Source organism: Marinobacter sp. E2 (assembly GCF_055755345.1).
Genome location: NZ_CM146911.1, coordinates 3,124,217 through 3,148,521, shown reverse-complemented (window position 1 = coordinate 3,148,521; position 24,305 = coordinate 3,124,217). Strand labels below are relative to the sequence as shown.

Sequence of the window (24,305 nt, the reverse complement as noted above, 5' to 3'; positions counted from 1 at the left end):
GTGGAGGTAGCCAATCATTTCCGGGGTTCGCCCGCCCGCTTGCTCAAGGTCATGCCGGTTTCTTGACCGGTCCGGGGCGGAGGGCTATCACTGACAATAACGTTGGTTCCACTGTGTCAGTGGACCGTGGATGTCGGATGATGCGAGGTGGATTATGAATATGAACCAGTTGGCCCGTTTACCGTTTTCCGGGAACGGTGCCTGGTCTGAGCTTCGGCGCCTGAACCTGTCCATCCCCTTCCTGGCATGGGTGGTCGTTGTGCCCCTGTCGTTCCTGCCGCCGGTGCTGCTGTACTACGCCGGCACCCACTACGGTGATGCGTTTATCGACGGTTTCGGCGACAAGCAGTGGCGCTTTATCACCACCATCCTGTTCCTGGCCGAGTTACTCACCTTCTTTGTGATGGGGTGGCTGATTCACGCGGTCATGGACAGCCACAATCTGGAGGTCAGTTACCAGGACAGTTACCTGCTGGCGGCCATCGCTCCGCTGCCGTTGTGGCTGTCGTCTCTGGCCCTGCTGGTGCCGTATCTGGCGGTCAGCGTGGTGGCGGTTTTCGCCGGGCTGTTCCTGTCCTGCGCGCTGGTGTACCAGGGCTTGCGATCCATCTGCAAGCGCAGGGACAACGACATTGAAGTCATGTCTGCCACCTACACCATCATGGCGGCTGCACTGTTGGCCTGGGGGTTGTTGATGGCGACGGTCTGGGCGTTCTGAGCGACGCTGCCCGGTCAGGCGGTGTAGGGCAGAACCCCGAAATAGATGGCGCTGAAGTGGCAGGCGCTGCCGCCGATCACGAACAGGTGCCAGACGGCGTGCATGTAGGGAATGCGGTCGGCCAGGTAGAACGCCACTCCGGCGGTGTACACAACGCCACCGGCAATGGTGAGGTTCAGGGCGGTTTCGCTCAGGCTTGCGACCAGATCCGAAGAAGCAAAGGTGATCAGCCAGCCCATGGCGATGTAGATGCCCACCCGTGCGAGCTTGAATCGGTTCTTGAAAATCACCTTCAGCACCACGCCGGTAATGGCCAGCGACCAGATCACGGCGAACAGCGTCCAGCCCACGGTTCCGCGCATGTTCACAAGCAGAAACGGGGTGTAGGTACCGGCGATCAGCAGGAAAATGGCGCAATGGTCCAGGGTCTTGAATGCGCGTTTGAGCTCTGGCCGCCTGGCTCCGTGATAAAGGGCTGAGGCCAGATACAGCAACACGAGGGAAGCCCCGAAAATACTGAAGCTGACAATCTTCCAGACGTCGCCAACTTCACTGGCGCCAACGATCAGCGCCACCGTGCCGATGACGCTCAGCACAGCGCCGAGCCCGTGGGTGGCACTGTTCAACCACTCCTCAATTCGGTGGTGAACGGTCTGCGCCTGGGCCTCTGATGCGGTCATTGGGTTGGTCTGCGTATTGGACATGCCGCTAACATACTTGAGCGTACACGTGTACGCAACAGCTCTGCATGAACATCCTGTGATCCCGTTCAGAAAAACTGAATGACCTGTCTGAAAACTTCCGATTTCACACCGGTCCGGTGCCGGTTAGCATGCGTAATACCACACAGACAAAGGAGGTTTACCCCATGGCAAAAGTACTCGTGCTTTATTACTCCATGTATGGCCACATCGAAACCATGGCCAATACCGTTGCCGAGGGCGCCAAGGCAGTTGCCGGCGCCGAAGTAACCGTCAAGCGTGTACCCGAAACCATGGCGGACCAGGCGCTCCTGAATGCCGGTGGCAAGGCCGATCAGCAGGCGCCCGTGGCAGACCCGAAGGAACTGGCCGACTACGATGCCGTCATTTTTGGCACCCCGACTCGATTCGGCAATATGGCTGGGCAGATGCGGACCTTCCTGGACCAGACCGGAGGGCTGTGGGCCGAAGGCAAGCTGCACGGAAAGGTGGCCAGTGTGTTCACCTCTACCGGCACCGGCGGTGGCCAGGAGCACACCATCAGTTCCTTCTGGACTACTCTGGCCCATCACGGCATGGTGCTTGTGCCCCTGGGCTACGGCATTCCGGAATTCTTCGATATTTCGGAGGTAAATGGCGGTACGCCCTACGGTGCCTCTACCATCGCTGGTGGGGACGGTTCACGCCAGCCCAGCGAGAAGGAGCTGGCAATTGCCCGTTACCAGGGCCGGCATGTGGCGGAGCTGGCTGTGAAGCTGCACGGCTGAGAGCCGCGGCAGGCAGATTTTGATTAAGCGTTGAGCGTTTTGGGCAGCAGGTTTGTACCTGCTGCCCTTTTTTATGGCGGTTCAGGCGCCGGGTTTGCGGTTCTGCGCAGCGCTTTTCAGGCGCGAGAAGGTGGCCGGAACCACGCCCAGCCAGGAGGCAAGCTGGTTGTCCGGTACCCGCTTTACCAGCTCCGGGTATTCCTCCAGCAGCAGTCGGTATCGCTCCCGGGCGGGCATGGTGTGCTTGCGGAATTCCCGCATGCTGGTGAGTTCAGCCAGCTCCTCGGTGAGCACCAGGGCAAAGCTCGGCCACAGTCCCTCGCCGTGGGACTGGATCGCGGAGCGAAAGGCGGAAAAATCGGCCACCCAGACGGTAACCGGTGTTGTGCTGGTCAGGCACAGGGTATTGCGCACGGTGCGGGTACGGCCAAACACGGGCCAGACCATATCCCCTTCGGAAAAGAAATGGTGGATTGATATCTTGCCGCCCGGTGATTCCCGGTACAGGCGCATGATGCCGTACTGGATCAGGTATACGCTGGCCCAGGGAGTGTCGTGTTTCTCCAGGGTAACCTCGGGCTCCACGCGACGCTGATGGAACAGGCGGGTCAGGTCCGCCAGGAATCGGGCGTCGGGCTCATTTTCATGGCCGGACAGGCGAATGCCGAAAATCCGGCTCAGCCCGTTCAGCAGAGCCGTCGATTGCGGGGCCGCATCCTGCGTCACGATGTCCTCGCGCTTCTCTCCGAGCATGCAGGGCGCGGAGGAGACGTCTGGCCGGAGGATGCTGTTCATGGCGTAACCCCTGTTATGAGTATCCGCGTGATTATGGTATTAATCACGCATCTTTTGAAATGACTTAAATCATTAAGGGTTTTCCACTCCTTCGATATGGCCGCCGCACTCGCACTTTTCTTCAAGCTGATTCCCCTCTACATCACGGTGGCCCTCGGGTGGGTGGCCGGTCGCTATCTGCAGGCCAGTGGTCGCCACATCGCCGGCATCATGCTGTACATCGTGACACCCTCGGTGGTGTTTTCCGGTGTTATGGCGGCGCCGCTGTCGCCAGAGGTCATCGTCCTGCCATTCCTGGTATTCGGCCTCTCCTCGCTTCTTGGGTATGTCCAGCTGAAGCTGGCCAGGCGGGTTCTGCATGATGGCAGCGCCAACATCATTCCTCTCTGTGTCGGCTCTGGCAATACCGGCTACTTTGGTGTGCCGGTCGCGCTGTTGCTGTTCGGTGAAGAGGGCCTGGGCCTGTACATCGTGTGCATGCTGGGCACCACATTGTTCGAGAATTCCGTGGGGTTTTACCTCGCGGCCCGGGGCCGCTACAGCATCAAGGATGCGCTCTGGCGGGTGCTGAAACTGCCGTCGGTGTACGCGTTCCTGGCCGCGGTAGCCCTGAATCTCGCCGGAATCGGCATTCCGGACATCTTTGTGCCGCTGTTCGAGAATCTCCGGGGCGCCTACAGCGTACTCGGCATGATGATCATCGGCATGAGCATCACCAGCTTTCGCGGGCTGGCGGGCAACGTCCGCTTCACCGCCCTGGCCTTTTTCGGCAAGTTTGTGGTCTGGCCCCTCGTAGCCATTGTGTTCTGGTGGCTCGATGCCAACCTGCTGGGCATCTACGAGCCCGCGGTGCACAAGGCCATGTTCCTGATTGCCATCACCCCCATCGCCGCCAATACGGTGGTCATTGCCACCCTGCTGGATACCTCACCAAGGCAGGCAGCGGGCACGGTTTTGCTCACCACGCTGTTCGCCCTGGCGTTTATTCCGGTCATGATCTCGGTGGCTTTCTAGCGGGTACGGGGAGCCGCTGGCTCCGTCCCCCCGGTCGCTTCAACGGCAGCGTTGCGTGCTTCGGCGATGTCAGTGCGGGCATGGCGCACCACGCTCACGCCGGCGGTAATGGCCAGGGTGCCCATGACAGCGGCAACGGCCAGGTCCGGCCAGGCGGTGCCGGTGCCAAATACGCCAAGTGCTGCTGCCATCACGGCCAGATTGCCGATGGCATCGTTGCGGCTGCACAGCCAGACCGAACGCATGTCTGAGTCCCCGCTCCGGAAACGGAACAGCATGATGGCTACGCCCACGTTCGCCAGCAGCGCCACGAGGCCAACCACGCCCATGGTCATCGGCTCGGGCGTGGTGCCGGATTCAAGCACATAAAGGGCACGGGCCCAGACCACCACACCAAATGCTGCCATGGTCAGGCCCTTCACCATGGCTGCGCGGCCACGCCACAGCATGCCCATGGAGAGCACGGCCAGGGACAGGATGTAGTTGGCACTGTCGCCGAAAAAATCGATGGCGTCGGCCATCAGCGACACTGAGCCCGAGGACAGGCTGGCAATTCCTTCCACCAGGAACATGGCCAGATTGATCCACAGGGCAAACCAGAGCGCCCGGCGAAACTCCGGGGCGGGGGATTTGGGTTCGGGGGCGGAGCAGCTGCACGCCATAGACACCTCCTTCAAACTGGATGGCTCTATTAAAAACCCTGTAGTTACTACAGGGTCAACCCGTTTGAAACGGAGTTGACTCGGGTTCAGCCCTGGCCGGGCCCGTGGGTGCCAGGTACGTGGTTGTGATGATCGTCGGTGCGGGGCGTTTCGAACTCGGTGCTGAGACCGTCAAGAATGCCGCATTCCCTGACCGTGCCGGCATCGGAGCAGGCTGCCTGGAGCCGTACCAGGGTCTCCTCAAGGCTTGCCAGCTCCTTGAGCCGCTCGCGCACGTGTACAAGATGGCGGGCCAGAAGGGCATCCACTTCGCTGCAGTCGGCCTCCGGCTGTTCGGCCAGGCGAATCAGTTCCCGGATCTCCTCCTGGGCCATATCCAGGTTGCGGCAGCGTTTGATAAACAGCAGCCGGTCGAGGTGGGGCTGGCGGTAGGCGCGATAACCGCTGGTGTCCCGGTCTGGTTCCGGCAGCAAACCAATCTTCTCGTAATAGCGGATGGTTTCGACCGGAATGGCCGTCGCTTTTCCAAGTTCGCCGATTTTCACTGGCTCTTACCCCCCAGAGTTTCCGGGAAAATGGACCCTGGCCTTGAGGCCTCCGATGGCACCAGAGGTGAACTCCAGCGTACCACCATATCGCTCGGTGATCTCCCGGGCGATGGCCAGGCCCAGGCCGTGTCCCGGTGTCTGCTCGTCCAGGCGCACCCCCCGGGTACCCAGGGTGGGCAGCAATTCCCGGGGTGCCCCGGGGCCATCGTCTGCCACCGTGATGGTCAGCCCGTCAGCATCCTCCTTCAGGCCCAGTTCGACCACCGTGTTGGACCATTTGCCGGCATTGTCCAGGAGGTTGCCCATCACTTCGTTCAGGTCGTGCTCCTCGATCGGCCAGCGCCGTTCTTCGGTGAGCAGGGTGGACATTTCAAAGGATTTGGCCGGGTACAGCCGGCCCAGCATCCACAGGAGATCGCGAGCCTGTTTGAGCGGGTAGGCGCTTTTGCCGACCTGCGGCCCGGCGAACCGGCTTCGGCGCATTTCAGCCTCAAGCTGCCTGTCGATGTCGCTGAGCCGGGCCGCCATTTGCTGCCTCAGGTCGTGGGTCAGAGGTCGGTCGTCGTCTTCCAGTATCTGGCGAACGGCGGCAATGGGCGTTTTGACGCTGTGGGAAAGGTTGGCCAGCGCATCCCGTGAACGCTCCAGGCGCTGGTCCAGCGAATCCAGCAACTGGTTGAGCTGAACCACCAGCGGGTGGAATTCCTCCGGTGCCTGGACATCAATGCGCGAAACCTCGCCGTCCTGCAGCCGTTTCAGGGTGGCTTTCAGGGACACCACGGGGCGCATCGACAGTGAGATACCAAGCCAGAGCACGCCGACCAGCAGCAGAATCAGTAGCAGGGAGACAATCGCGGTCCAGAGGTGGAGCTCCGCCTGGCTACGCTGCAGGGCGTCCAGGTCTTCGGACACGACCACCACAATCGGAATGCCGTCCACCGTAAAGGAGTCGCGATAGGCCAGGATGTCCGAGGGCAGGTTGTCCCCGCCAGGGCCGCTGACATGCACGGAACCGTCCGAGCCGGATGCGACCAGGGGCATCAGCAGCGGCGCCCAGCTTTCAGGCGACATCAGGGTGCGGGAGGGCGAATGGATCGCGAAGGCGTGGTGAAACACTTCCTGAAAGTAGTCGCCGGTCTGGAGTGTGTCCAGCTGGCCGCCGGAGTCGCGGATCTGGTGTTCGAGAAAGGCGACCTCGTCTTTCAGTCGGGTTTCCACGAAGGCCCGGGACATTCGGTCGAGAAGAAGGCCATGGACCAGCCAGGCAATGGCCATGAGGGTAATGCCCGCCGGCAGGAGCAGGGCCAGCAATGTGCCCTTGATGGATACCGGTTTGCTAAACCACGTCATTGAACAGATAACCCTGGCCGCGCCGCGTTGAAATGGTGTCGCTGCCAACGAGTTTACGGAGTCTGCGGATGTAGGCCTCGATAACGTTGTCGCTGGGCGTTTCGTTCAGGTTGTACAGCTGCTCCATGAGCTGTTCTTTGGAGAACACCTGGCCGGGCCGGCTCATCAGGCACCGCAACAGTCGGAACTCGGTGCCGGTCAGGCTGTGTTCTGTGCCGTCGGCCAGTTTCAGGCTCTGGCGATTTTCATCCAGTTCCAGGTCGCCGGCCCGGACCACGGCCTGCACCCGCCCCTCGCTCCGCCGGACAATGGCGTTGAGGCGGGCAATCAGTTCCTCCGACTGGAAGGGTTTGGCGAGGTAATCGTCGGCACCGGCTTTCAGGCCGTTTACCTTGTCTTGCCAGTCACCCCGGGCCGTGAGAATGAGCACCGGAAAGTCGATGCCGTTGGCCCGCCACTTCCGGAGCAGATCCAGCCCGTTGCCGTCTGGCAGTCCGAGGTCCAGGACAATGGCGCGATATTCCTCCTGTTCGGCCAGTGCCAGGGCCTGCTTCACTGTTCGGGTTGAATCCACGCTGAAGCCGGCTTTCTCCAGCTGGCCGGCCAGGCCATCTGCCAGCAGTCGGTCGTCTTCTACAAGCAGTAAGCGCATATGGGCATCCTTCCTGATTGACGTAACGCGGGCGCCATTGTGACGCTGGTACCTGAAACCAGCCTGAACCTTAAAAATTTCGTCATTTTCAGAAAGGATTCAGGTTGGTGGGTAATCGTAACCGTCGATTCTGGATATTGCTCAAGTTTTCGAGCATGCCGTCATTGTGTTCCAAGCCATTATCCCACAGGAGGATACAGGATGAAGCGATTAACAGTTGTAGCAGCGGCAGCGGCCATGACTCTCTCGGCAAACGTGTTTGCGGCCGGTGCCCACAGCGGCGGCCACGGTCATGGTGCCGCCATTGGTGAGCCAGGCAAGGCCTCCCAGGCCAGCCGCACCATCTCCGTTGAGATGCACGACAACTACTACGAGCCAGAAACCATCGAGGTGCAGCCGGGAGAGACCGTGCGCTTCGTGGTGGAAAACAAAGGCAACCTGGTGCATGAGTTCAACCTCGGTACCCCCGAGATGCATGAGGCCCATCAGGAAGAAATGATGATGATGGTCGAGCATGGCGTGATTCAGGGCGGCAAGCTCAATCACGACATGATGAATATGGAGATGGATGGTCACTCCATGAAGCACGACGACCCCAACAGCGTGCTGCTGGAACCGGGCCAGAGCAAGGAAATCGTCTGGAAGTTTACTGAAAAGGCCAACCTTGAATTTGCCTGCAACGTGCCGGGGCATTACCAGGCGGGCATGTACGGCGAAGTGAAATTCAACCAGGCCGTCGCTGAAAAGTAGGGCAGTGGATTCGCGCTGTCGTTTGCGTATCAGAAGAGCGAGTTTCCAGACAAAGGCGTAATCAAGAGTAGTCAATCATGAAGAAAACACTTCTGGCGGGCCTTGCGGCCATGCTGTTGCCGGCCCTTGGCCTGGCAGGCGAGTATAACCTTACGGTCGATCGGGTCACCATCGACACCGGAGAGTTCGTCAAGGAAGGCATCGGATACAACGGGGCCTCGCCCGGCCCCGTGCTGAGGTTCAAGGAAGGCGAAGAGGTGGCCATCAACGTCACCAACAACCTCGACGAGATGACATCCATCCACTGGCACGGCCTCATTCTGCCGTACCAGCAGGATGGCGTTCCAGGCATCAGCTTTCCCGGCATCAAGCCAGGCGAAACCTTTACCTACCGGTTTCCAATCCAGCAGGCTGGTACCTACTGGTTCCACAGCCACTCTGGCTTTCAGGAGCCGGACGGGGCCTACGGTGCCATTGTGATTGAACCCGAGGGTCGGGAGCCTTTCCGGTATAACCGCGAGTACGTCATTCAGCTGACCGACAAGCACCCGCACTCCGGCGATCGCATCATGCGTAACCTGAAGATGATGCCGGACTACTACAACCGCCAGCAGCAGACCGTTGGCGAGTTTTTCTCCGATGCCTCCGAGCACGGTTTCATGAATACCCTGAAGGACCGCCTGGCCTGGGGCGACATGCGCATGATGAAAGCGGATGTGGAAGACCTCCAGGGCTTCACCGGGCTGATCAACGGCAAAGGGCCGGAGCAGAACTGGACGGGCCTGTTCGAGCCGGGTGAGCGCATTCGCCTGCGCTTCATCAACTCCTCTGCCATGACCTATTTCGACATCCGCATTCCCGGCCTCGATATGACCGTGGTACAGGCCGATGGCAACAACGTGCAGCCGGTTACCGTGGACGAGTTCCGCATCGGCGTGGCGGAAACCTACGACGTGATCGTGCGTCCGAAAGACGCACAGGCCTACACTATCTTTGCCGAATCCATGGGCCGTTCGGGTTTTGCCCGGGCAACGCTGGCGCCTGAGGAAGGTATGGCAGGGGTCGTTCCGCCGCTGCGCGAACCGTCACGGCTGACCATGGCAGACATGGGCGGCATGCACGGCATGGACCACGGCGGTATGCACGGTATGGATCACGGCGATATGGCCGGTATGGACCACTCCGGAATGGAAGGTATGGATCACTCGAACATGGCCAGCATGGATCATTCCAACATGAAGGGGATGGATCATTCGAATATGAAGGGAATGGACCACTCCAGCATGAAGGGTATGGATCACTCGAATATGGAAGGCATGGATCACTCCGGCATGGCGGGAATGGATCATGGTGCCATGGGACAGAAGGCGCCCAGCGATCCCTTCTATGCCAAGGGCAGTGGCCTGGTGCCAGTCGCAGCCAACGGTGGCAAGTTCCTTTCATACGCCGATCTGCGTGCCCAGAGCCCGCTTTATGAGGACCGTGAGCCGACCCGGGAGATTGAGCTGCGCCTGACCGGCAACATGGAACGCTACACCTGGAGTATCAACGGTGTGAAGTACGAGGATGCTGATCCGATTCGTCTCCAGTATGGCGAGCGGGTGCGCTTCAAGTTTGTCAACGAAACCATGATGACTCACCCCATGCACCTGCATGGCATGTGGTCCATCCTGGATGTTGGCGCAGGCCAGTTCAATCCGGTCAAACACACGATCAGTGTGCAGCCCGGTACCACGGTGTACATGGAAACCGAGGTGGACGAACCCGGCCAGTGGGCATTCCATTGCCACCTTTCCTACCATGCGGCTGCGGGCATGTTCCGGAAAGTGATTGTCGAGGGCGGCCCTGACACCCAGCAGGCCAACAACGATCCGGTCGAGGAAGAAGGGGGAGAGGCATGAGGTATTGTCGATTCCTGACGCTCGGGCTGGTCGGCTCCCTGCTGTTGCCAACGGCAGTGGCAGCCCAGGAAATGATCGAAGACACCACGGCGCGCAAGCAGCCCCTCGCCACCTGGGGTGTTCAGTTCGAAGAACTGGAGTATCGCTACAGCGATTCGGATGAGGAGTTGGGTGTCTGGAAGTCCGATGTCTTTTACGGCACCGACGAGCTGAAATTCCGCTGGCTCAGCAAAGGCGAATACGCCATCGAGGAGCAGGCCTACGAGGGCCTGGAAAACCAGCTGGTGTTGCAAACGCCCATCTCTGACTTTTTCGATGCCAAGGCGGGCGTGCGGTTCGATACACCTGAAGGGCCGGACCGTACCTATGCCGTGCTGGGTGTAACCGGCCTGGCCCCCCAGTGGTTCGAGGTGGACGCAAACCTGTACGTCAGTGATGAAGGTGACGCTTCGGCGGAGCTGGACGCCGAGTACGAACTGCTGCTCACCAACCACTGGATCCTGTCCGCCGCCCTGGATGCCACCGTGGCCTTCAGCGAGGATCGGGAAATCGGGCTGGGTAAAGGCCTGAGCTCCACGGAAGCAGGGCTTCGGCTGAGCTACGACCTGATCGACCGTGCCGTGTCTCCCTACATCGGCGTGGTGCATGAGCGCAAATACGGTGATACCGCCGATTTTGCGGAAGCAGAGGGCGGTAGCACGGAAGACTGGTTCGCGGTGATTGGCGCCCGGATCGCATTCTGAGCGTCGTGTTGAAGAACCCGGGCATAATCGCCCGGGTTTTTTTATTGAATATTTGATTCACCTCAAATCTGTATGGTTCTGGCGGTCGTTTTCAGCCGCAATTCAGGAAGTGATGATGTAATGGCTCTGAAGTCACCCAACGGCGAGGTGAAATCAGATGGCCAAAGTACACAAAGCAAGTATTTCAGGTGCCTTTCTTCAGCGCCGGACCCTGCCCCTCGAGGGGTTGCCGGAATCCGCATGGGACGACCTTCTGGAAGATCTGAATCATCATCCGTGCGTGGATCATGCGGAACGCAAGTCGGCAGACCGCTTGCAGGTCGCCTATGACGCGAGTCACTGGTCCACCGACGAATTGTTGGTGTTTGTTGCCGAGCGGGGCGGTCGGCTGAAGAACAGCTGGTGGGTCAGGCGTAAGCTGGCCTGGTACCGCTTCACCGATGACAACGTGCGAGCGAATGCCCAGCATCAGCCTTTCTGCTGTTCCAAGATACCACCCATGAAACGGAAGTAACGGGAGACTGGATGTCGCAAACACAGGACAGAACGACGCACTACCAGCAAGGGAGCCTCTCGCTGCCGGGGACCGTGATGCTTGGCACAGGCGTGATGATCGGCGCGGGCATTTTTGCCCTGACCGGACAGATGGCGCAGATGACAGGAGCGCTGTTTCCACTTGCGTTCCTGGCGGCTGCGCTCATTGTAGGATTCAGTGCCTATTCCTACATCAAGATATCCAACACCTGGCCTTCTGCCGGGGGCATCGGCATGTACCTGCACAAGGCCTACGGCAACCGCCTGCCGACTGCCTTTAACGCATTGCTGATGTACTTTTCAATGGTGATTGCGCAGAGTTTTCTCGCCCGCACCTTCGGCTCCTACACCATGCAGCTGTTCGGAGGTGACGACAGTGGTCGAATGGTTCCGGTTCTCGGCGTATCGCTGATTCTCGCAGCGTTCCTGGTGAATCTGATGGGCAACCGGTTGATCCAGGGGGTTGCTTCCTTTATCGGGGTCCTCAAGATCGGCGGTATCCTGGTCTTCGGCCTGGTGGGCGTCTGGATCGCCGACAGTCTGGCGGTGAACTTCTCCAGCGCCGGAGACGCTGGCAGCTTCGGCAACTTTCTGGGCGCCACGGCACTGGGCATACTCGCATTCAAGGGCTTTACCACCATTACCAACAGCGGTTCTGAAGTAAAGGATCCAAAGCGCAACGTTGGCCGCGCCATCATCATATCCATCGTCTCCTGCGTGGTGATCTACACACTGGTGGGCTTTGCGGTGGCCAGTAACCTGTCCCTCGCCGAAATCATCGAAACGAGGGATTACTCGCTGGCGGCTGCAGCAAGGCCCGCGCTGGGCGACTATGGCGTATGGTTCACGGTAGCGATCGCCATGATGGCGACCGCGGGCGGGATACTCGCCAGCATTTTTGCAGTATCCCGCATGCTGGCGATGCTCACTGAAATGAAACTGGTCCCGCATCGCCACTTTGGAATGCCGGGTACGATCCAGAAGCACACGCTGGTCTACACTGTGGTTCTGGGGCTGGTGTTGACGGCTTTCTTCGATCTTTCCCGTATCGCCGCACTCGGTATTGTTTTTTACCTCATTATGGATATTGCGATTCACTGGGGCGTGGTTCGTTACCTGCGTGAGAAGGTAAACGCAAACCTGTGGGTGCCGGTTACCGCTATTCTTCTGGACCTGCTGGTTCTGGGTGGCTTTGTCTGGGTCAAGCTCCACACAGATCCGTTTGTCATTGGGGTCGCCGTGGCAGCCATGAGTGTCATTGCCCTCGCGGAGATGGCCTTTCTTCGGGGAACCGCAGGGGCAACACACTCGGCGGACGAGAAAACCAGCGCGCACCACCATTGACCGGAATTCTTCAGGGAGGTTTTTAACATGATGGACACCGATATGTTCGGAAATACCATGTGGGCGGGACACTGGCTGTGGATGCTGGTGATGGCGATTGTGGTGGTTGTTCCGGTCTGGCGCATCTGCCAGCGCACGGGTTACCCGGGCTGGCTGGGGCTGCTGATCCTGGTACCCCTGATCAATCTTGGTCTACTGTATTTCATAGCCTTTTCCGATTGGCCCGCAGACAGGAAGGAGCGCCAGGATGGCTGAGCATCGGCACGCTCATCACCACAATGATCACGACCACAGTCACCATAACCACGACCACGGCCAGACAGGCGCTGATGCGCACGCCGTGAAGGATCCGGTGTGCGGTATGTCGGTGGACCCGCACAGCGCAGAACATCGCAGCCAGCATGCAGGTCGTACCTGGTATTTCTGCTCGGCGGGCTGTCAGTCGAAGTTCGAGCAGGATCCGGACCGCTACCTTGGGGACAACAACCGCGAGGAAGAGCCGGTTGCGCCAGGCACCATGTACACCTGCCCCATGCACCCGGAAATCCGGCAACAGGGCCCGGGCGACTGTCCGATCTGCGGGATGGCCCTGGAACCTGAGCAGGTCAGCCTGGACGATGGGCCCTCGGAAGAACTCCGGGATATGACGCGCCGGTTCTGGATCGGGCTGGTTCTGACGCTGCCTGTTCTCGTTCTCGAGATGGGTGGGCACCTCACCGGGTTGGATCACATCGTACCGCCGCAAATGTCCAACTGGATCCAGTTGGTGCTGGCAACGCCCGTCGTCCTGTGGTGTGGCTGGCCCTTTTTCGTGCGCGGCTGGAAATCGGTGGTTAGCCGTAACCTGAACATGTTCACGCTCATTGCCATCGGTACCGGTGTTGCCTTGATATACAGCCTGGTGGCAACCCTGGCCCCCCAGATATTCCCGGGCGCGTTTCGCCAGGAAGACGGTTCGGTGGCGGTCTATTTCGAGGCAGCGGCGGTTATCGTGGTGCTGGTGCTCCTCGGCCAGGTTCTTGAATTGCGGGCACGGGAGAAAACCTCCGGTGCCATCAAGGCCCTGCTGGATCTGGCCCCTGCTACGGCCAGGAAATTGGGCGATGACGGCAGTGAGTCCGATGTCTCGCTGGACCAGGTCAAGGTTGGGGATCGTCTGCGGGTGCGGCCGGGCGACAAGGTACCCCTCGACGGTGAGGTGCTTGAAGGCAGTTCCAACATTGATGAATCCATGGTCACCGGCGAACCGCTGGCGGTCAGCAAGAAAGCTGGAGATCTGGTGATTGGCGGCAGCATCAATCAGCAGGGCAGTTTCATCATGCGGGCCGATAAGGTGGGCCGCGATACCATGCTGTCCCAGATTGTACAGATGGTGGCCAGCGCGCAACGCAGTCGAGCTCCAATTCAGGGGCTGGCAGACAAGGTTGCCGGTTACTTTGTGCCAGCAGTCATCGTGATTGCGATCACCGCCTTTATCGCATGGTCTGTTTTTGGGCCCACGCCGCCTATGGCCTTCGGCCTGATTGCCGCCGTGAGCGTTCTGATCATTGCCTGCCCCTGCGCACTGGGCCTGGCAACCCCCATGTCCATCATGGTTGGCGTTGGGCGCGGTGCCCAGAGTGGTGTGCTGATTCGTGATGCTGAAGCCCTGGAGCGCATGGAGAAGGTGGACACCGTGGTGGTGGATAAAACCGGTACCCTGACCGAAGGCAAACCACAGGTCACTCAGTTGGTGACCGCCGAGGGCTTCAGCGACAGCGATCTGATGCGTTATGCCGGCGGTCTGGAAAAGGGCAGTGAACATCCACTGGCGCACGCCATCCTTGAAAAGGCGAAGGGTATGGAGCTTACCCTGCCGGATGCGGAGGACTTTGATTCACCCAATGGCAAGGGCGTGACCGGCCACATTGGCGCCAAACGAGTGCTGCTTGGCAACCGGCTGCTGATGGAGGCTGAGGGCGTTGACACCCGCGCGTTTGATGAGCGGGCCGAACAGCTCCGCAGTGATGGCGCAACGGTCATTTTCGCGGCCGTGGAGGGGAAGGTGGCCGGCCTGCTGGCCATTGCCGACCCCGTAAAGGAAACCACCGAGGCCGCCATTTCGGCCTTGCAGAAAGACGGCATCCGGGTGGTGATGCTCACCGGTGATAACCGCACCTCGGCCCAAGCGGTTGCCCGCAAGCTGCACATCGACGAGGTAGAAGCCGAGGTGTTGCCGGAGGACAAGGGTAAGATTGTTCAGCGCCTCAAGGATGAAGGCCGCATCGTGGTGATGGCCGGCGATGGCGTGAACGATGCTCCTGCTCTGGCAACCGCAGACGTGGGCGTAGCCATGGGCACAGGCACCGATGTGGCCATCGAGAGTGCCGGAATTACGCTGCTGCGAGGCGACCTGATGGGTATTGTCGAGGCGCGTCGGTTGTCGTTGGCAACCATGCGCAACATCCGCCAGAACCTGTTTTTCGCCTTTGTCTACAACTCGGCGGGTGTTCCGATTGCGGCGGGGGTGCTGTACCCGGTATTCGGCATCCTGCTGTCACCCATTTTTGCGGCAGCGGCCATGTCGCTGTCCTCGGTCAGCGTGATCGTGAATGCGCTGCGCTTGAGGGTAGTGAAGCTTGGGGCGAAGCAGTGAGCGTCTGAACCAATGGCGGGTCGCTGTGCCCGCCTGAGGGTAAAGTCCTACACCTGAAAAACCGGCGCGAAGCCACCGCCCGGGGTGCGAAAATTGGTGGCCTGGCCCTGGTAAACCCGGGCAGCGGCAAGCAGCAGCTGTCCGGCGTAGGTGTACAGGCGGATATCGACTTTGCGGGTGGTGACCTCGCCATCGATTCTAAGCGTGCGCTCTCCGGCGGGAACGAAGTTCTGCGCGATGTAGTCCCCCTTCAGAATATCCTCGAAAACGCGGTGGGTGAGCTTTTCGCCCCGGTAGACGCCCTTGCTGCCATGCCCCGCCACCGGTTTGAAAAACAGTCGGCGTCGGTTGCTCCACAGCATTTCCGCGTCCTCTGCTGAAACCAGTCGTGTCTCTGGCACCGCTTTCCCCAGATACCCCGCCTCGACTTCATTCAGCCCCCAGTCGCGTAGTGTCCCGACATCGGACAGCAGAATCAGGTTGCGTTTGTCGGCCATCAGCGCGTGCGCCCGGGGGTTGGGAGTTACCACCACGGCATTGTCCAGATAAGCGTGTCTCAGGGCCCGATGATTGGGGGCCTCCAGGGCGAAATCCACCAGCCGGTTGTACACCATATCGATGGGCTGGCCCCGGGCGGTCAGGACGCCATTGGTGTAGTCAAACTCCGATGGGTCGAGGATCACGGTTTCGATTCCTCCGGCATCAAGCATTTGTTGCGCCAGCTCGAATTCCGGGAACATGAACTGGGACTGCGGGTCGTCATCCACGATGGCCAGGCGCGCAGGCACTGAATCACGGCCTTGCCTTTGCCACTCCTGCTGAAACATGGCAAGCACCGCCCCTTCAAATCCATCCAGCAAACCGTTTGTGCTGGCATCCTGCAATCGTGGAGTACAGCATCGATGTTGCGCACGGGCCAGAACCGCATTCAGAAATGCGCCACCGGCGTTGGTGTTGATTTCGATCAGCTGGGGGCCGTCGGGAGTCAGGTGAAAGTCATAGCCCATGAAGGCCCCGATCGGGCCAGGATCAAAACCGGCAATCTCCGGTGCCCAGGAAAGCGCTCGTTCTTTGAAGGGCGCAAGCCCTGCGGCGGCTTCGATCGCCTGAACAACCCGTTCCATCGCTGTGATTTCTGTCTGGGGAACAAAGACCGGCGTGCTTGAAAAGAAAGTTTGGAGATCAGGAGATTCAGGCGCCCCATTGCCAGTGTCCGAAAATTGCCTCTGGAGGCTCTCGGAGAGGGCTTTTCTGTCGAGAGTAATGCAGAAACACTGCCGGTTGAGTCGATCGGCATGGGATTGACTTGTTCCCGGGTTTTCCGGCGGTACGTCTTGCATCGGACATCCATCGTCAGGTTTGAGCGTTGTAAATTGATTCTGGTCAATCGGATGCATGTTTCGCAACCATTTTCAGACTTGTTTCAGCTTGGCGTGCTGCACTGATGGATATTGAGCATGCCGTAAAGTTTGGTGTGACTCCGCTTTTCCAGAAAAGGAACGACTCATGGATCGACGCTACAAAATTACCCTGGCAATTTTTGCTGTTTTCGCGCTGGTTCTGCTCTGGGGCGAGCACAGGGAACACCTGCTTGGTGCGTTGCCCTGGCTGATACTCCTTGCTTGCCCGCTGATGCACCTGTTTATGCACAGGGGGCATGGAAGGAGCCATGTTCATAGCGAGTCCTCAGGAAAGAGGGGAGCCAAGGGTGAGGAATAAAGGACTCTGATGTTACCGGTCAAGACGATTCATTCAGAGGGGCGCATGCAATACCGGGCCGTGATTGCTGTTCTCATTGTGTTCCCCGGCATTGCGTTGGCCGCTCCGCCTTCGGGAGCATCCTTGATTCAAGGCATGGAGGACACCCTTTGGTCCGACAGCAACCACGGCCGCTTCACCATGCGCATTGAAACCGAATACTGGACCCGGGAACTGGACCTGGAAGCCTGGATGGATCGGCCGGAGAAGACGCTGATTCGCATTCATGCCCCCAAAAAAGAAGCAGGCATCGGTTCACTGCGTATTGGCGATGCCATGTGGAACTACCTGCCCAAGGTGGACCGCACCCTCAAGATCCCGCCCTCGATGATGCTGCAACCCTGGATGGGGTCAAACTTCAGCAACGACGATCTGGTCAAGGAAAGCTCGTTTGTTGATGATTACACCCACGAAGTGACAAGCAGCGAAGAGCAGGGTGGGACGACAGTCTATCGTGTGGTCTCCACCCCGAGGCCTGACGCTCCGGTGGTCTGGAGCCGCCTGGAGTTCTCGATCCGTGAGGATTACATCCCCCTTGTTATGACCTATTTTGGTGAGCGGGACCAGGCGGTGAAGACCATGACATACAGCGACGTCGATATCCGTGGCGGACGTCAAATCCCCACCCGCTGGACCATGGTGGATGCGGACAAACCCCAGTCCCGCACGGTGATTGAAATCCACACCATCGAGTTTGATGTCGCGCTGGACGACGAGCTGTTTACCCTGCGCCGCTTGCGCAATCCACAGTGAGGCTTGCCCATGGCGCTTGTGAATGTTGAACACGTCTCCCGCATTTACCGGCAGGATAGCATTGCCGTAAAAGCCCTGGACGACGTGTCGATGACCATCGAGGCCGGGGAGTTTACCACGCTGGTCGGGCCGTCCGGTTCGGGCAAGACCACGCTGTTGAACCAGATCGGCGCACTGGACGAGCCGTCTGCTGGCAGGATCCAGATCGATGGTCAGGAAATCACCGGTCTGACCCGCAGGAAACGAACCGATCTGCGGCTGTGGAAGATCGGTTTCGTGTTCCAGGAATACAACCTGATCGGCGTGCTCTCGGCCCAGGAAAACGTGGAATACGTGCTCATGTTACGGGGCGTGCCCTTTCGCGAGCGTCGTCAGCGAGCCCGGGCGATCCTGGCTGATGTGGGGCTGGAGGGTCTGGAAACCCGGCTGCCCAATGAACTGTCAGGCGGCCAGCAGCAGCGGGTAGCGGTGGCCCGGGCCATCGTCAGCAAGCCGGCCATCGTACTGGCGGACGAGCCCACGGCCAATCTCGACTCCAGAACCGGTGCCGCTCTGCTGGACATGATGCGCCGGCTGAACGACGAGCACGGCATCACATTCGTCTTCTCCACCCACGATCCCATGGTGATGGAGCGGGCCCGGCGGGTAGTGCACCTCAAGGATGGCCAGATCGACCACGAGGAACGCCGGCCATGATGGCCTGGCTGCGGCTGGCCCTGGGTAACCTGAGGGCGAACCGACGCCGCACGGGGATTACCCTGCTGTCGCTGACCGTGGGTGTGGCGGGCCTCGTGTTTCTTTGGGCGTTCATCGACGGCATCAACGCCCAGATGATCAACAACATGACCGGCTATCTCACCGGTGATCTGAAGGTTCACGCGCGCGGCTTCCACGACGAGCGGGAAATGAACATCGCGCTGCCCGAGCAGTGGAATCTGCCACCGGGAGTGGCTGATACCGAAGGCGTGGCGGCTGCGGCACCACGGCTGACCGGCCACGCTCTGGTGAGCCTGGCGGAGAAATCCCGCGCGATGCAGGTTACCGGTGTTGATCCCGCCGGCGAGAAAACGGTAACCCGCCTCGACCACTCCCTGGTGGCGGGCCGCTATTTGCAGTCCGGAAATGAAATCCTGCTCGGCGCCGGTGCGGCTCTGGCTCTGGAAGCCGAAGTGGGCGACGAACTGGCTCTGGTGGTGCAGACCGCCGATGGCTCGATCGGTGCTGATCGGTTCACCGTGGTGGGTTTGTTCGAAACCGGTGTGAAACGCATTGACGGCCAGGTTGCTCAGATTCCCCTGATTTCGGCTCAGGAGCTTTATGCACTCTGGGGCCGCGTCACTGAAGTGGCTGCCCGGGTGGATGACCCCGATCAGTTGCCATTGGTGATTGATCGCCTGCAACGGCAATTACGGGCGCGCCCGGTGGAAGTGCTGGGTTGGCCGGAGCTGATGCCATCCCTGGTGCAGATGATGGACTTTCACAATGCTGTGGCCTACATCGTCATCTTTGTGGTGTTCGTGGTGGTGGCCGCGGGAATCGCCAACACCATCCTGATGTCGGTCATGGAGCGAGGACGGGAGTTCGGTGTCATGATGGCGGTGGGCACCTCGGGCTCGCGCATCGTGCAGTTGGTTCTGCTGGAAACGTCTTTGATGGCCCTGGCAGGTTACGCTCTCGGTCTGGTCCTTGGGTTGGCCGTGACCGCCTACTTTGCCAGCAGCGGCCTGGACTTCACGGCCTACATCAAAGCCATGGATACCATGCCGGGCCTGAGCGGTATCGTCTATCCCACCACCAGTCCGGATCGCTGGGCGATCATCGGCGTGGTGGTCATTGTGGTCGCCCTGCTGGCGGCGGTCGTTCCCGCCTGGATTGCCAGCCGTCATACGCCCCTGGAGGCCATGGAGGCGCACCGCAGTGCCACCAACCGGTTGCGCCGCATCCACACTGAGGTTACCTCCGATCGCAGGGTTCTGATCTTTGCCCATATGGCCCTGCGCTCGCTCTTCCGGAACCCCCGCCGCTCAATGATTACCGCCTCGGCCACGGCTTTCGGTCTGGCTGCCTACCTGTTTCTCTACGGCTTTGCCGACGGCTTCTTCGAGCAGATGGTCCGCAATTCTACCCAGCAGCTCAGCGGCCATGTTCAGGTGATGGCGAAGGGGCACGATGTGGATCTGGCGCCGAATTTGCGCATCGACGATGTAAGCGAGCGATTGAAAACTCTGGCGGATGAACCCGACGTGCAGGCCGCCGCCCCGCGTATCCTGCTCAAAGGCATGGTGGCCAACCCCAAAACCAGCCAGCCCGTGGAACTGGTGGGTGTGGCGCCGGAACAGGAACGGCAGGTTACCGAACTTGCCCGCTACATGGTGGAGGGCCGGTACGTTCAGGACGATGGTAAAGGCATTGTCATCGGTCGCAAGCTGGCGGACGAACTGGATGCCCGCCTGAACAACAAACTGGTGGTGACTGTGCAGCAAGCCAGTGGTGATCTGACCTCCAGTGCTTATCCCATAACGGGCATCTACCGCACTGGCAGCGACCTGTTCGATAGCGAATATGTGTTCGTGAACATCACTCAGGCCCGCCAACTCGCCGGCTTCGCGCCGGATCAGGCCTCGCGCATCGCACTGAAGTTGCAGGACCGCTCGCAGAGCACGCCGCTGGCCGAACGCCTAAATCGCGAACTCACCGATACCCAACTGGTAGCCCAGGACTGGGAAACCCTGTTGCCAGTGGTGATGCAAATGATCGAGATGACCCAGATCGACTTTTACCTGATCCTGTCCGTGGTGTTCGTTGTGGTGGCCATCGGGGTGATGAACACCATGGTGATGTCAGTGATGGAACGCACCCGGGAACTGGGCGTCATGCTTGCCCTGGGGACCCGGGGCAGCCAACTGGTGCTGACGATCCTCTTCGAGGCTCTGTTCCTGGCGCTGTTGGGCGTGGTTGCGGGCACCGTGCTGGGCGGGCTGATCGTCGCCTGGCTGAATCGCAGTGGCATCGACCTCTCTGCCATTGCGGGCTCCTTCGAGGCGATCCCGGGCATTACCGACAAGGTGTACCCGGTGCTTATTCTTGACCACGTCTGGTTGCCCAGTGTGCTGCTGTTCGCCTGCTCCGTGCTGGTGGCGCTGTACCCTGCGAAAAGGGCGGCCCGCCTCGACCCGGTGGAGGCCATTCGACATGGTTAGGCCGGGGCGCCTAATGGTCTGGCTGGTGGCAACCCTGTCAACTGCCGGTATCCAGGCGGATTTCAGCCATTCCGGCTATCTCAAGAACCAGACAGCGGGTTCACGCTCGTTGGTGAACGGTGATCCTTACCTCTCAAACCTGACCCGATTGCGCTTGAAGCCGCGCTACCGCGAGGGCGACTGGACTATCGAGGCTGCGTATGACCTGGAGCTGCTCACGGGCAACTTTCTGGATTCATCGGAATTTGCATTGCTCAATGGCGCGCCGGACCCGCGTTACTGGACCCTGCAAGACGAGTTTTATGAGTCCGGTGATCTTGTAGCTCGCCACCAACTCTATCGGGGGACCGTGCAGTGGCGGTCACCGATGGGCGACTTCCGGTTGGGGCGTCAGCAGGTGAACTGGTCTACCGCTCTGATCTGGAACCCCATGGACATCCTCAACCCGGTCAGCCCCTTGCAGTTGGAACCGGACGAACGCATCGGAGTTGACGCGATACTGTGGGACCAAGCGTGGGGGGCGCTAGGGCGGATCAGTGCGGTGCATGCACCGCAACACGATGACGACGATGCAAGTACGGCGGCGCGGGTAAAGCGCTACATCGCCGGTGTCGACGCAGGGCTGATGGCGGGCGAATTTGAAGATGTCATGAAGCTGGGGTTCGACGGTAGTGGCTCAGTGATGGAAACCGGTTGGCGAACCGAATGGGTATGGAGCGATCCGGATGTCAGTGACAGTTACTGGCAGGGAGTCGTCGATCTGAACTGGTCGTTCCGGAACGGGCTGACGCTGGCGTTGGAGTACTTCTACAACGGTCGTCCCGTTCCGGTCAGCGCGATTGGCCCCGAAACGCTGGTTTCCGCTCAGCCGATCTACGCTGGTCGCCACTACACCGGGCTACTGATGCGCCACGACATTAACCCGTTCTGGCAGTATGAGGTGGTTGCGCTACGCAATGCCGATGATGCGAGTTGGGTTGTTTATCCACGGTCTCGCTGGATCCCTCCTCTCAGTCAGGAAATCTACCTCACCGTCGGTGCCCAATGGTTTGGAGGAGGTGACAGCAGCGAATACGGGCGATTGAAAGCACTGATGTTTCTTGAGGCACAATGGTATTTTTGAAACCCGTTTATTTGGCAGTCGGCCGATACTTATTGGTTTGGATAATCGACATTATGGTTTTGTAGTATTAATAGCAAATGTCAGGGCCAGGTGAGCTTCATAAATCCTGGCCCTGATTTGATGGTCATTATAAGTAATGTTTATTTAAATGCTGCGTTTAGCATTTTCCGATTTCTTTATGGGGTTTTTCGCTTACTCCAAGTTGGCTCATTTTCGAATGCAGCTTTTTATGTTCCATGCAAAGCATTTGCGAATCTGGGGTTTCAACCTCCTTGTTCGGCAAAGTGCGAGCCTCGTTGATCCGGTCCGCCAAACCGGAATTGGCGTTGACCGCTGTAGAGAACAGAGTTGTGAGTGCTGCTGCTATAATTAATTTTTTCATATAGGACTCCCTTTCTTGCTTTCAGGAAGCTGAGTTATTCAGCTCAGTTTCAGGTTTGTGTGTTTTAATTCGCCTGTTCTAGCTCTGGCTGTTGCCCATTTGGCGGCCGGAGCGAGCGTCTTTGAGAGTTAGCGTTGCCGCAGGCCTTACCCTGCGGCATTTTTTCGCCGTTGCTCCAGGGCTTCGTGATAAGCGCGGCCTTCTTTAGTCATCATGTCCAGGCGGGCTTCCATACCACCTTCAGATGCTGCATCACGCGTCATCCGCTTGTGGAGACGTTGCATCTTTTCGTTCTGGAGGATGTTTTCAGCAATACGCTCATCTTTCATCTCATTAACCGTGGGCTTCACTTCATTATTTGATGACATGTTGCCTGCAAATGCAGGTGCTGAAAGGGTGACGGTTGCTGCTAATACAAATAATATTTTCATGATTACACCTCCTGATTGGTTGGTTTTTATATGTAATCACTCGATCCTGAAATGATCCTGAAACCGAAGCATAAAAAAATTAAATATTTTTGATATTTGTCACTATTTTAAATAATTGAGCCAGATCAATAGATCATTCGTTAAAAAATAATTTCAGTTTCGGTTCAGATTAACTCCATAAGATTGCTCGCGAGTAATCATTCAAGTGGAGATTTCACGTTGCCCGCCCTTTCCCTTTTTATAAGATCGGCCTGCGTCGGTGTGTCAGTTCTGGCGAGCTTGCCGGGTTTGGCCGAGCCCAGGCTAGAGCTGTCTCATGCGATAGACGTCGCTACCACGAATGACCCCTGGTTTGGACAGAGCCTCAAGGTTGAGGATGCTCTGCAGCAGGAGGCAATTGCCGCTGGCGCTCTTCCGGATCCAAGGATGACCATTGGCGCTGCCAATGTACCCATGGATACCCTCGACACCAGCCAGGAGGCAATGACTCAGGCCACCATCGGCGTTACGCAGCGAATCCCTCGGGGAAACAGTCGCCAGCTGGCAAGCGTGAAGAAAAAAGAAATGGCCGGGGTTCAGCCGTTCCTGCGAGAGAATCGTCGGGCACAGGTTGAAGAAACGGTGACACGCCTCTGGCTGGACGTCTGGCGATCCGAGCGAAGTATTCAGCTGATAGAAAGTAACCGAGGGTTGTTTGAGCAACTGGAAGATGTTGCTGCCGCCGGTTACACATCCGCCACCATGGGTTCGCGACAGCAGGATGTTATCCGGGCTTCGCTGGAATTGACCCGGCTCGAGGACCGGCTGACAGCCCTGCATGTGCAAGAGGCATCGGATCGCGAAGCGCTGGCCGAGTGGGTTGGCCTGGATCAGGGATACCTGGCTGTCACCGACAATATTCCCCGCGAACTGCTGGAGGAACTCCCTTCTGCCTGGGTTGAATCCGCCACGGACTCACTGACCCGGCATCCGGCAGTGCGCGCCACAGATCAGTTGATTGAGGTTCAGAGTGTTGACGTTGACCTGGCCCGCCAGTCCTACAAACCGGAATGGTCGGTATCGGCCCAGTACGGATACCGGGACCGGGCTCCGAACGGTCAGGGCCGAGCCGACCTGTTTTCAGTGGGTATTGGCTTTGATCTTCCGATTTTCACTGGCAATCGTCAGGACCGGGCACTCAGCGCGTCTATGGCTCGACTGGAAGCGGCAAAAATCGAGCGCCTTCTTCAGCTTCGTGGGCTTCGAGCCAAAGCCCGTGCTGCCGTTGCCAGAATTCAGCGCCTGGATGAACGCATAGCGCTGTATGAAAAGACCCTGCTGCCACAGATGGAAGCGCAGGCAAGTGCTGCACTGACTGCCTACAACAACGATGACGGGGACTTTGCCGAGGCAGTACGAGCACGAATTGCAGAGCTTAATGCCGAGGTAGAACTGATTCAGATGAAAGCCGAACGGGCCAGGAATCTGGCGAGCTTCCGCTACCTGACGGCTGACACTTCCAAGATTCCTCGTTTTTCAATGACCCGTTATCAGGACTGATCATC

Annotated in this window: 25 protein-coding genes; 16 read left to right on the top strand and 9 right to left on the bottom strand. The window is 59.0% G+C overall.

Annotated elements, in window-relative coordinates; translation table 11 throughout:
• Window positions 1-160: 160 nt before the first annotated feature.
• On the top strand, window positions 161-718 hold the full coding sequence (locus AC0J1C_RS14380; protein WP_473044470.1) for a Yip1 family protein: 558 nt from the start codon (window positions 161-163) through the stop codon (window positions 716-718).
• Between the two features lie 14 nt (window positions 719-732).
• Here the strand turns inward: AC0J1C_RS14380 and trhA are convergent, their stop codons facing one another.
• Window positions 733-1,398, bottom strand: coding sequence for a PAQR family membrane homeostasis protein TrhA (trhA, locus tag AC0J1C_RS14375; RefSeq protein WP_473044469.1), 666 nt, complete (start codon window positions 1,396-1,398; stop codon window positions 733-735).
• Between the two features lie 188 nt (window positions 1,399-1,586).
• Here trhA and wrbA point away from each other — a divergent pair, with 188 nt between their 5' ends.
• Entirely contained in the window at window positions 1,587-2,186 is a 600-nt protein-coding gene (gene wrbA, locus AC0J1C_RS14370) for an NAD(P)H:quinone oxidoreductase (RefSeq protein ID WP_473044468.1), read from the top strand.
• Between the two features lie 81 nt (window positions 2,187-2,267).
• On the opposite strand, the gene AC0J1C_RS14365 is transcribed toward wrbA, so the two are convergent.
• Window positions 2,268-2,981 carry a Crp/Fnr family transcriptional regulator gene (locus AC0J1C_RS14365; protein WP_473044467.1) on the bottom strand — a complete coding sequence of 238 codons (714 nt, stop codon included), beginning with the start codon at window positions 2,979-2,981 and terminating at the stop codon, window positions 2,268-2,270.
• 96 nt (window positions 2,982-3,077) lie between these two features.
• Between AC0J1C_RS14365 and AC0J1C_RS14360 the strand changes: the two genes are divergently transcribed.
• Window positions 3,078-3,995 carry an AEC family transporter gene (locus tag AC0J1C_RS14360; RefSeq protein ID WP_473044466.1) on the top strand — a complete coding sequence of 306 codons (918 nt, stop codon included), beginning with the start codon at window positions 3,078-3,080 and terminating at the stop codon, window positions 3,993-3,995.
• On the opposite strand, the gene AC0J1C_RS14355 is transcribed toward AC0J1C_RS14360, so the two are convergent.
• The 4 genes from AC0J1C_RS14355 to AC0J1C_RS14340 all read right to left on the bottom strand — a co-directional run bounded on the left by AC0J1C_RS14355 (window position 3,992) and on the right by AC0J1C_RS14340 (window position 7,207).
• The gene (locus AC0J1C_RS14355) at window positions 3,992-4,657 is read right to left on the bottom strand and encodes a cation efflux transmembrane domain-containing protein (RefSeq protein ID WP_473044465.1); all 666 of its coding nucleotides are present in this window, start codon (window positions 4,655-4,657) and stop codon (window positions 3,992-3,994) included. The two genes, AC0J1C_RS14360 and AC0J1C_RS14355, sit on opposite strands and share 4 nt — an antisense overlap.
• An 86-nt stretch (window positions 4,658-4,743) precedes the next feature.
• Window positions 4,744-5,202 (bottom strand): Cd(II)/Pb(II)-responsive transcriptional regulator, encoded by a 459-nt coding sequence (cadR, locus tag AC0J1C_RS14350; protein ID WP_473044464.1) that lies wholly within the window; start codon window positions 5,200-5,202, stop codon window positions 4,744-4,746.
• 6 nt (window positions 5,203-5,208) lie between these two features.
• On the bottom strand, window positions 5,209-6,555 hold the full coding sequence (locus AC0J1C_RS14345; RefSeq protein ID WP_473044463.1) for an ATP-binding protein: 1,347 nt from the start codon (window positions 6,553-6,555) through the stop codon (window positions 5,209-5,211).
• Window positions 6,542-7,207: a response regulator transcription factor gene (locus tag AC0J1C_RS14340; protein WP_473044461.1), complete on the bottom strand. Its 666-nt coding sequence runs from the start codon at window positions 7,205-7,207 to the stop codon at window positions 6,542-6,544. The genes AC0J1C_RS14345 and AC0J1C_RS14340 overlap by 14 nt, the downstream gene beginning before the upstream one ends.
• A 201-nt stretch (window positions 7,208-7,408) precedes the next feature.
• On the opposite strand from AC0J1C_RS14340, the gene AC0J1C_RS14335 reads away from it, so the two are divergent.
• From AC0J1C_RS14335 to AC0J1C_RS14305, 7 genes are all read left to right on the top strand, one after another.
• On the top strand, window positions 7,409-7,957 hold the full coding sequence (locus AC0J1C_RS14335) for a cupredoxin domain-containing protein (RefSeq protein ID WP_473044460.1): 549 nt from the start codon (window positions 7,409-7,411) through the stop codon (window positions 7,955-7,957).
• A gap of 77 nt (window positions 7,958-8,034) precedes the next feature.
• On the top strand, window positions 8,035-9,858 hold the full coding sequence (locus AC0J1C_RS14330; protein WP_473044459.1) for a copper resistance system multicopper oxidase: 1,824 nt from the start codon (window positions 8,035-8,037) through the stop codon (window positions 9,856-9,858).
• Window positions 9,855-10,601, top strand: coding sequence for a copper resistance protein B (locus AC0J1C_RS14325; protein WP_473044458.1), 747 nt, complete (start codon window positions 9,855-9,857; stop codon window positions 10,599-10,601). The genes AC0J1C_RS14330 and AC0J1C_RS14325 overlap by 4 nt, the downstream gene beginning before the upstream one ends.
• 157 nt (window positions 10,602-10,758) lie before the next feature.
• On the top strand, window positions 10,759-11,115 hold the full coding sequence (locus AC0J1C_RS14320) for a hypothetical protein (protein WP_473044457.1): 357 nt from the start codon (window positions 10,759-10,761) through the stop codon (window positions 11,113-11,115).
• 11 nt (window positions 11,116-11,126) lie between these two features.
• Complete coding sequence (locus AC0J1C_RS14315; protein WP_473044456.1) at window positions 11,127-12,479, top strand: APC family permease; 1,353 nt, start codon at window positions 11,127-11,129, stop codon at window positions 12,477-12,479.
• A gap of 27 nt (window positions 12,480-12,506) precedes the next feature.
• Entirely contained in the window at window positions 12,507-12,734 is a 228-nt protein-coding gene (locus tag AC0J1C_RS14310) for a hypothetical protein (RefSeq protein ID WP_473044455.1), read from the top strand.
• Window positions 12,727-15,114: a heavy metal translocating P-type ATPase gene (locus tag AC0J1C_RS14305; RefSeq protein ID WP_473044454.1), complete on the top strand. Its 2,388-nt coding sequence runs from the start codon at window positions 12,727-12,729 to the stop codon at window positions 15,112-15,114. Before AC0J1C_RS14310 ends, AC0J1C_RS14305 begins: the two co-directional genes overlap by 8 nt.
• A 47-nt stretch (window positions 15,115-15,161) precedes the next feature.
• On the opposite strand, the gene AC0J1C_RS14300 is transcribed toward AC0J1C_RS14305, so the two are convergent.
• A complete protein-coding gene (locus tag AC0J1C_RS14300) occupies window positions 15,162-16,238 on the bottom strand; it encodes an ATP-grasp domain-containing protein (RefSeq protein WP_473044453.1) in 1,077 nt (358 codons plus the stop codon).
• 382 nt (window positions 16,239-16,620) lie between these two features.
• On the opposite strand from AC0J1C_RS14300, the gene AC0J1C_RS14295 reads away from it, so the two are divergent.
• From AC0J1C_RS14295 to AC0J1C_RS14275, 5 genes are all read left to right on the top strand, one after another.
• On the top strand, window positions 16,621-16,833 hold the full coding sequence (locus AC0J1C_RS14295; RefSeq protein ID WP_473044452.1) for a DUF2933 domain-containing protein: 213 nt from the start codon (window positions 16,621-16,623) through the stop codon (window positions 16,831-16,833).
• A gap of 135 nt (window positions 16,834-16,968) precedes the next feature.
• On the top strand, window positions 16,969-17,625 hold the full coding sequence (locus tag AC0J1C_RS14290; protein WP_473044451.1) for an outer membrane lipoprotein-sorting protein: 657 nt from the start codon (window positions 16,969-16,971) through the stop codon (window positions 17,623-17,625).
• 9 nt (window positions 17,626-17,634) lie between these two features.
• Window positions 17,635-18,321: an ABC transporter ATP-binding protein gene (locus AC0J1C_RS14285; protein WP_473044450.1), complete on the top strand. Its 687-nt coding sequence runs from the start codon at window positions 17,635-17,637 to the stop codon at window positions 18,319-18,321.
• On the top strand, window positions 18,318-20,825 hold the full coding sequence (locus tag AC0J1C_RS14280; protein ID WP_473044449.1) for an ABC transporter permease: 2,508 nt from the start codon (window positions 18,318-18,320) through the stop codon (window positions 20,823-20,825). Before AC0J1C_RS14285 ends, AC0J1C_RS14280 begins: the two co-directional genes overlap by 4 nt.
• A 13-nt stretch (window positions 20,826-20,838) precedes the next feature.
• Entirely contained in the window at window positions 20,839-21,948 is a 1,110-nt protein-coding gene (locus tag AC0J1C_RS14275; RefSeq protein WP_473044448.1) for a hypothetical protein, read from the top strand.
• Window positions 21,949-22,105: 157 nt separating this feature from the next.
• Here AC0J1C_RS14275 and AC0J1C_RS14270 read toward each other — a convergent pair whose 3' ends face one another.
• Window positions 22,106-22,330 (bottom strand): hypothetical protein, encoded by a 225-nt coding sequence (locus AC0J1C_RS14270; RefSeq protein ID WP_473044446.1) that lies wholly within the window; start codon window positions 22,328-22,330, stop codon window positions 22,106-22,108.
• A gap of 146 nt (window positions 22,331-22,476) precedes the next feature.
• Window positions 22,477-22,761, bottom strand: a complete 285-nt coding sequence (locus tag AC0J1C_RS14265) for a hypothetical protein (RefSeq protein ID WP_473044445.1) — start codon at window positions 22,759-22,761, stop codon at window positions 22,477-22,479.
• Between the two features lie 426 nt (window positions 22,762-23,187).
• On the opposite strand from AC0J1C_RS14265, the gene AC0J1C_RS14260 reads away from it, so the two are divergent.
• Entirely contained in the window at window positions 23,188-24,300 is a 1,113-nt protein-coding gene (locus AC0J1C_RS14260; RefSeq protein WP_473044444.1) for a TolC family protein, read from the top strand.
• Window positions 24,301-24,305: the final 5 nt, after the last annotated feature.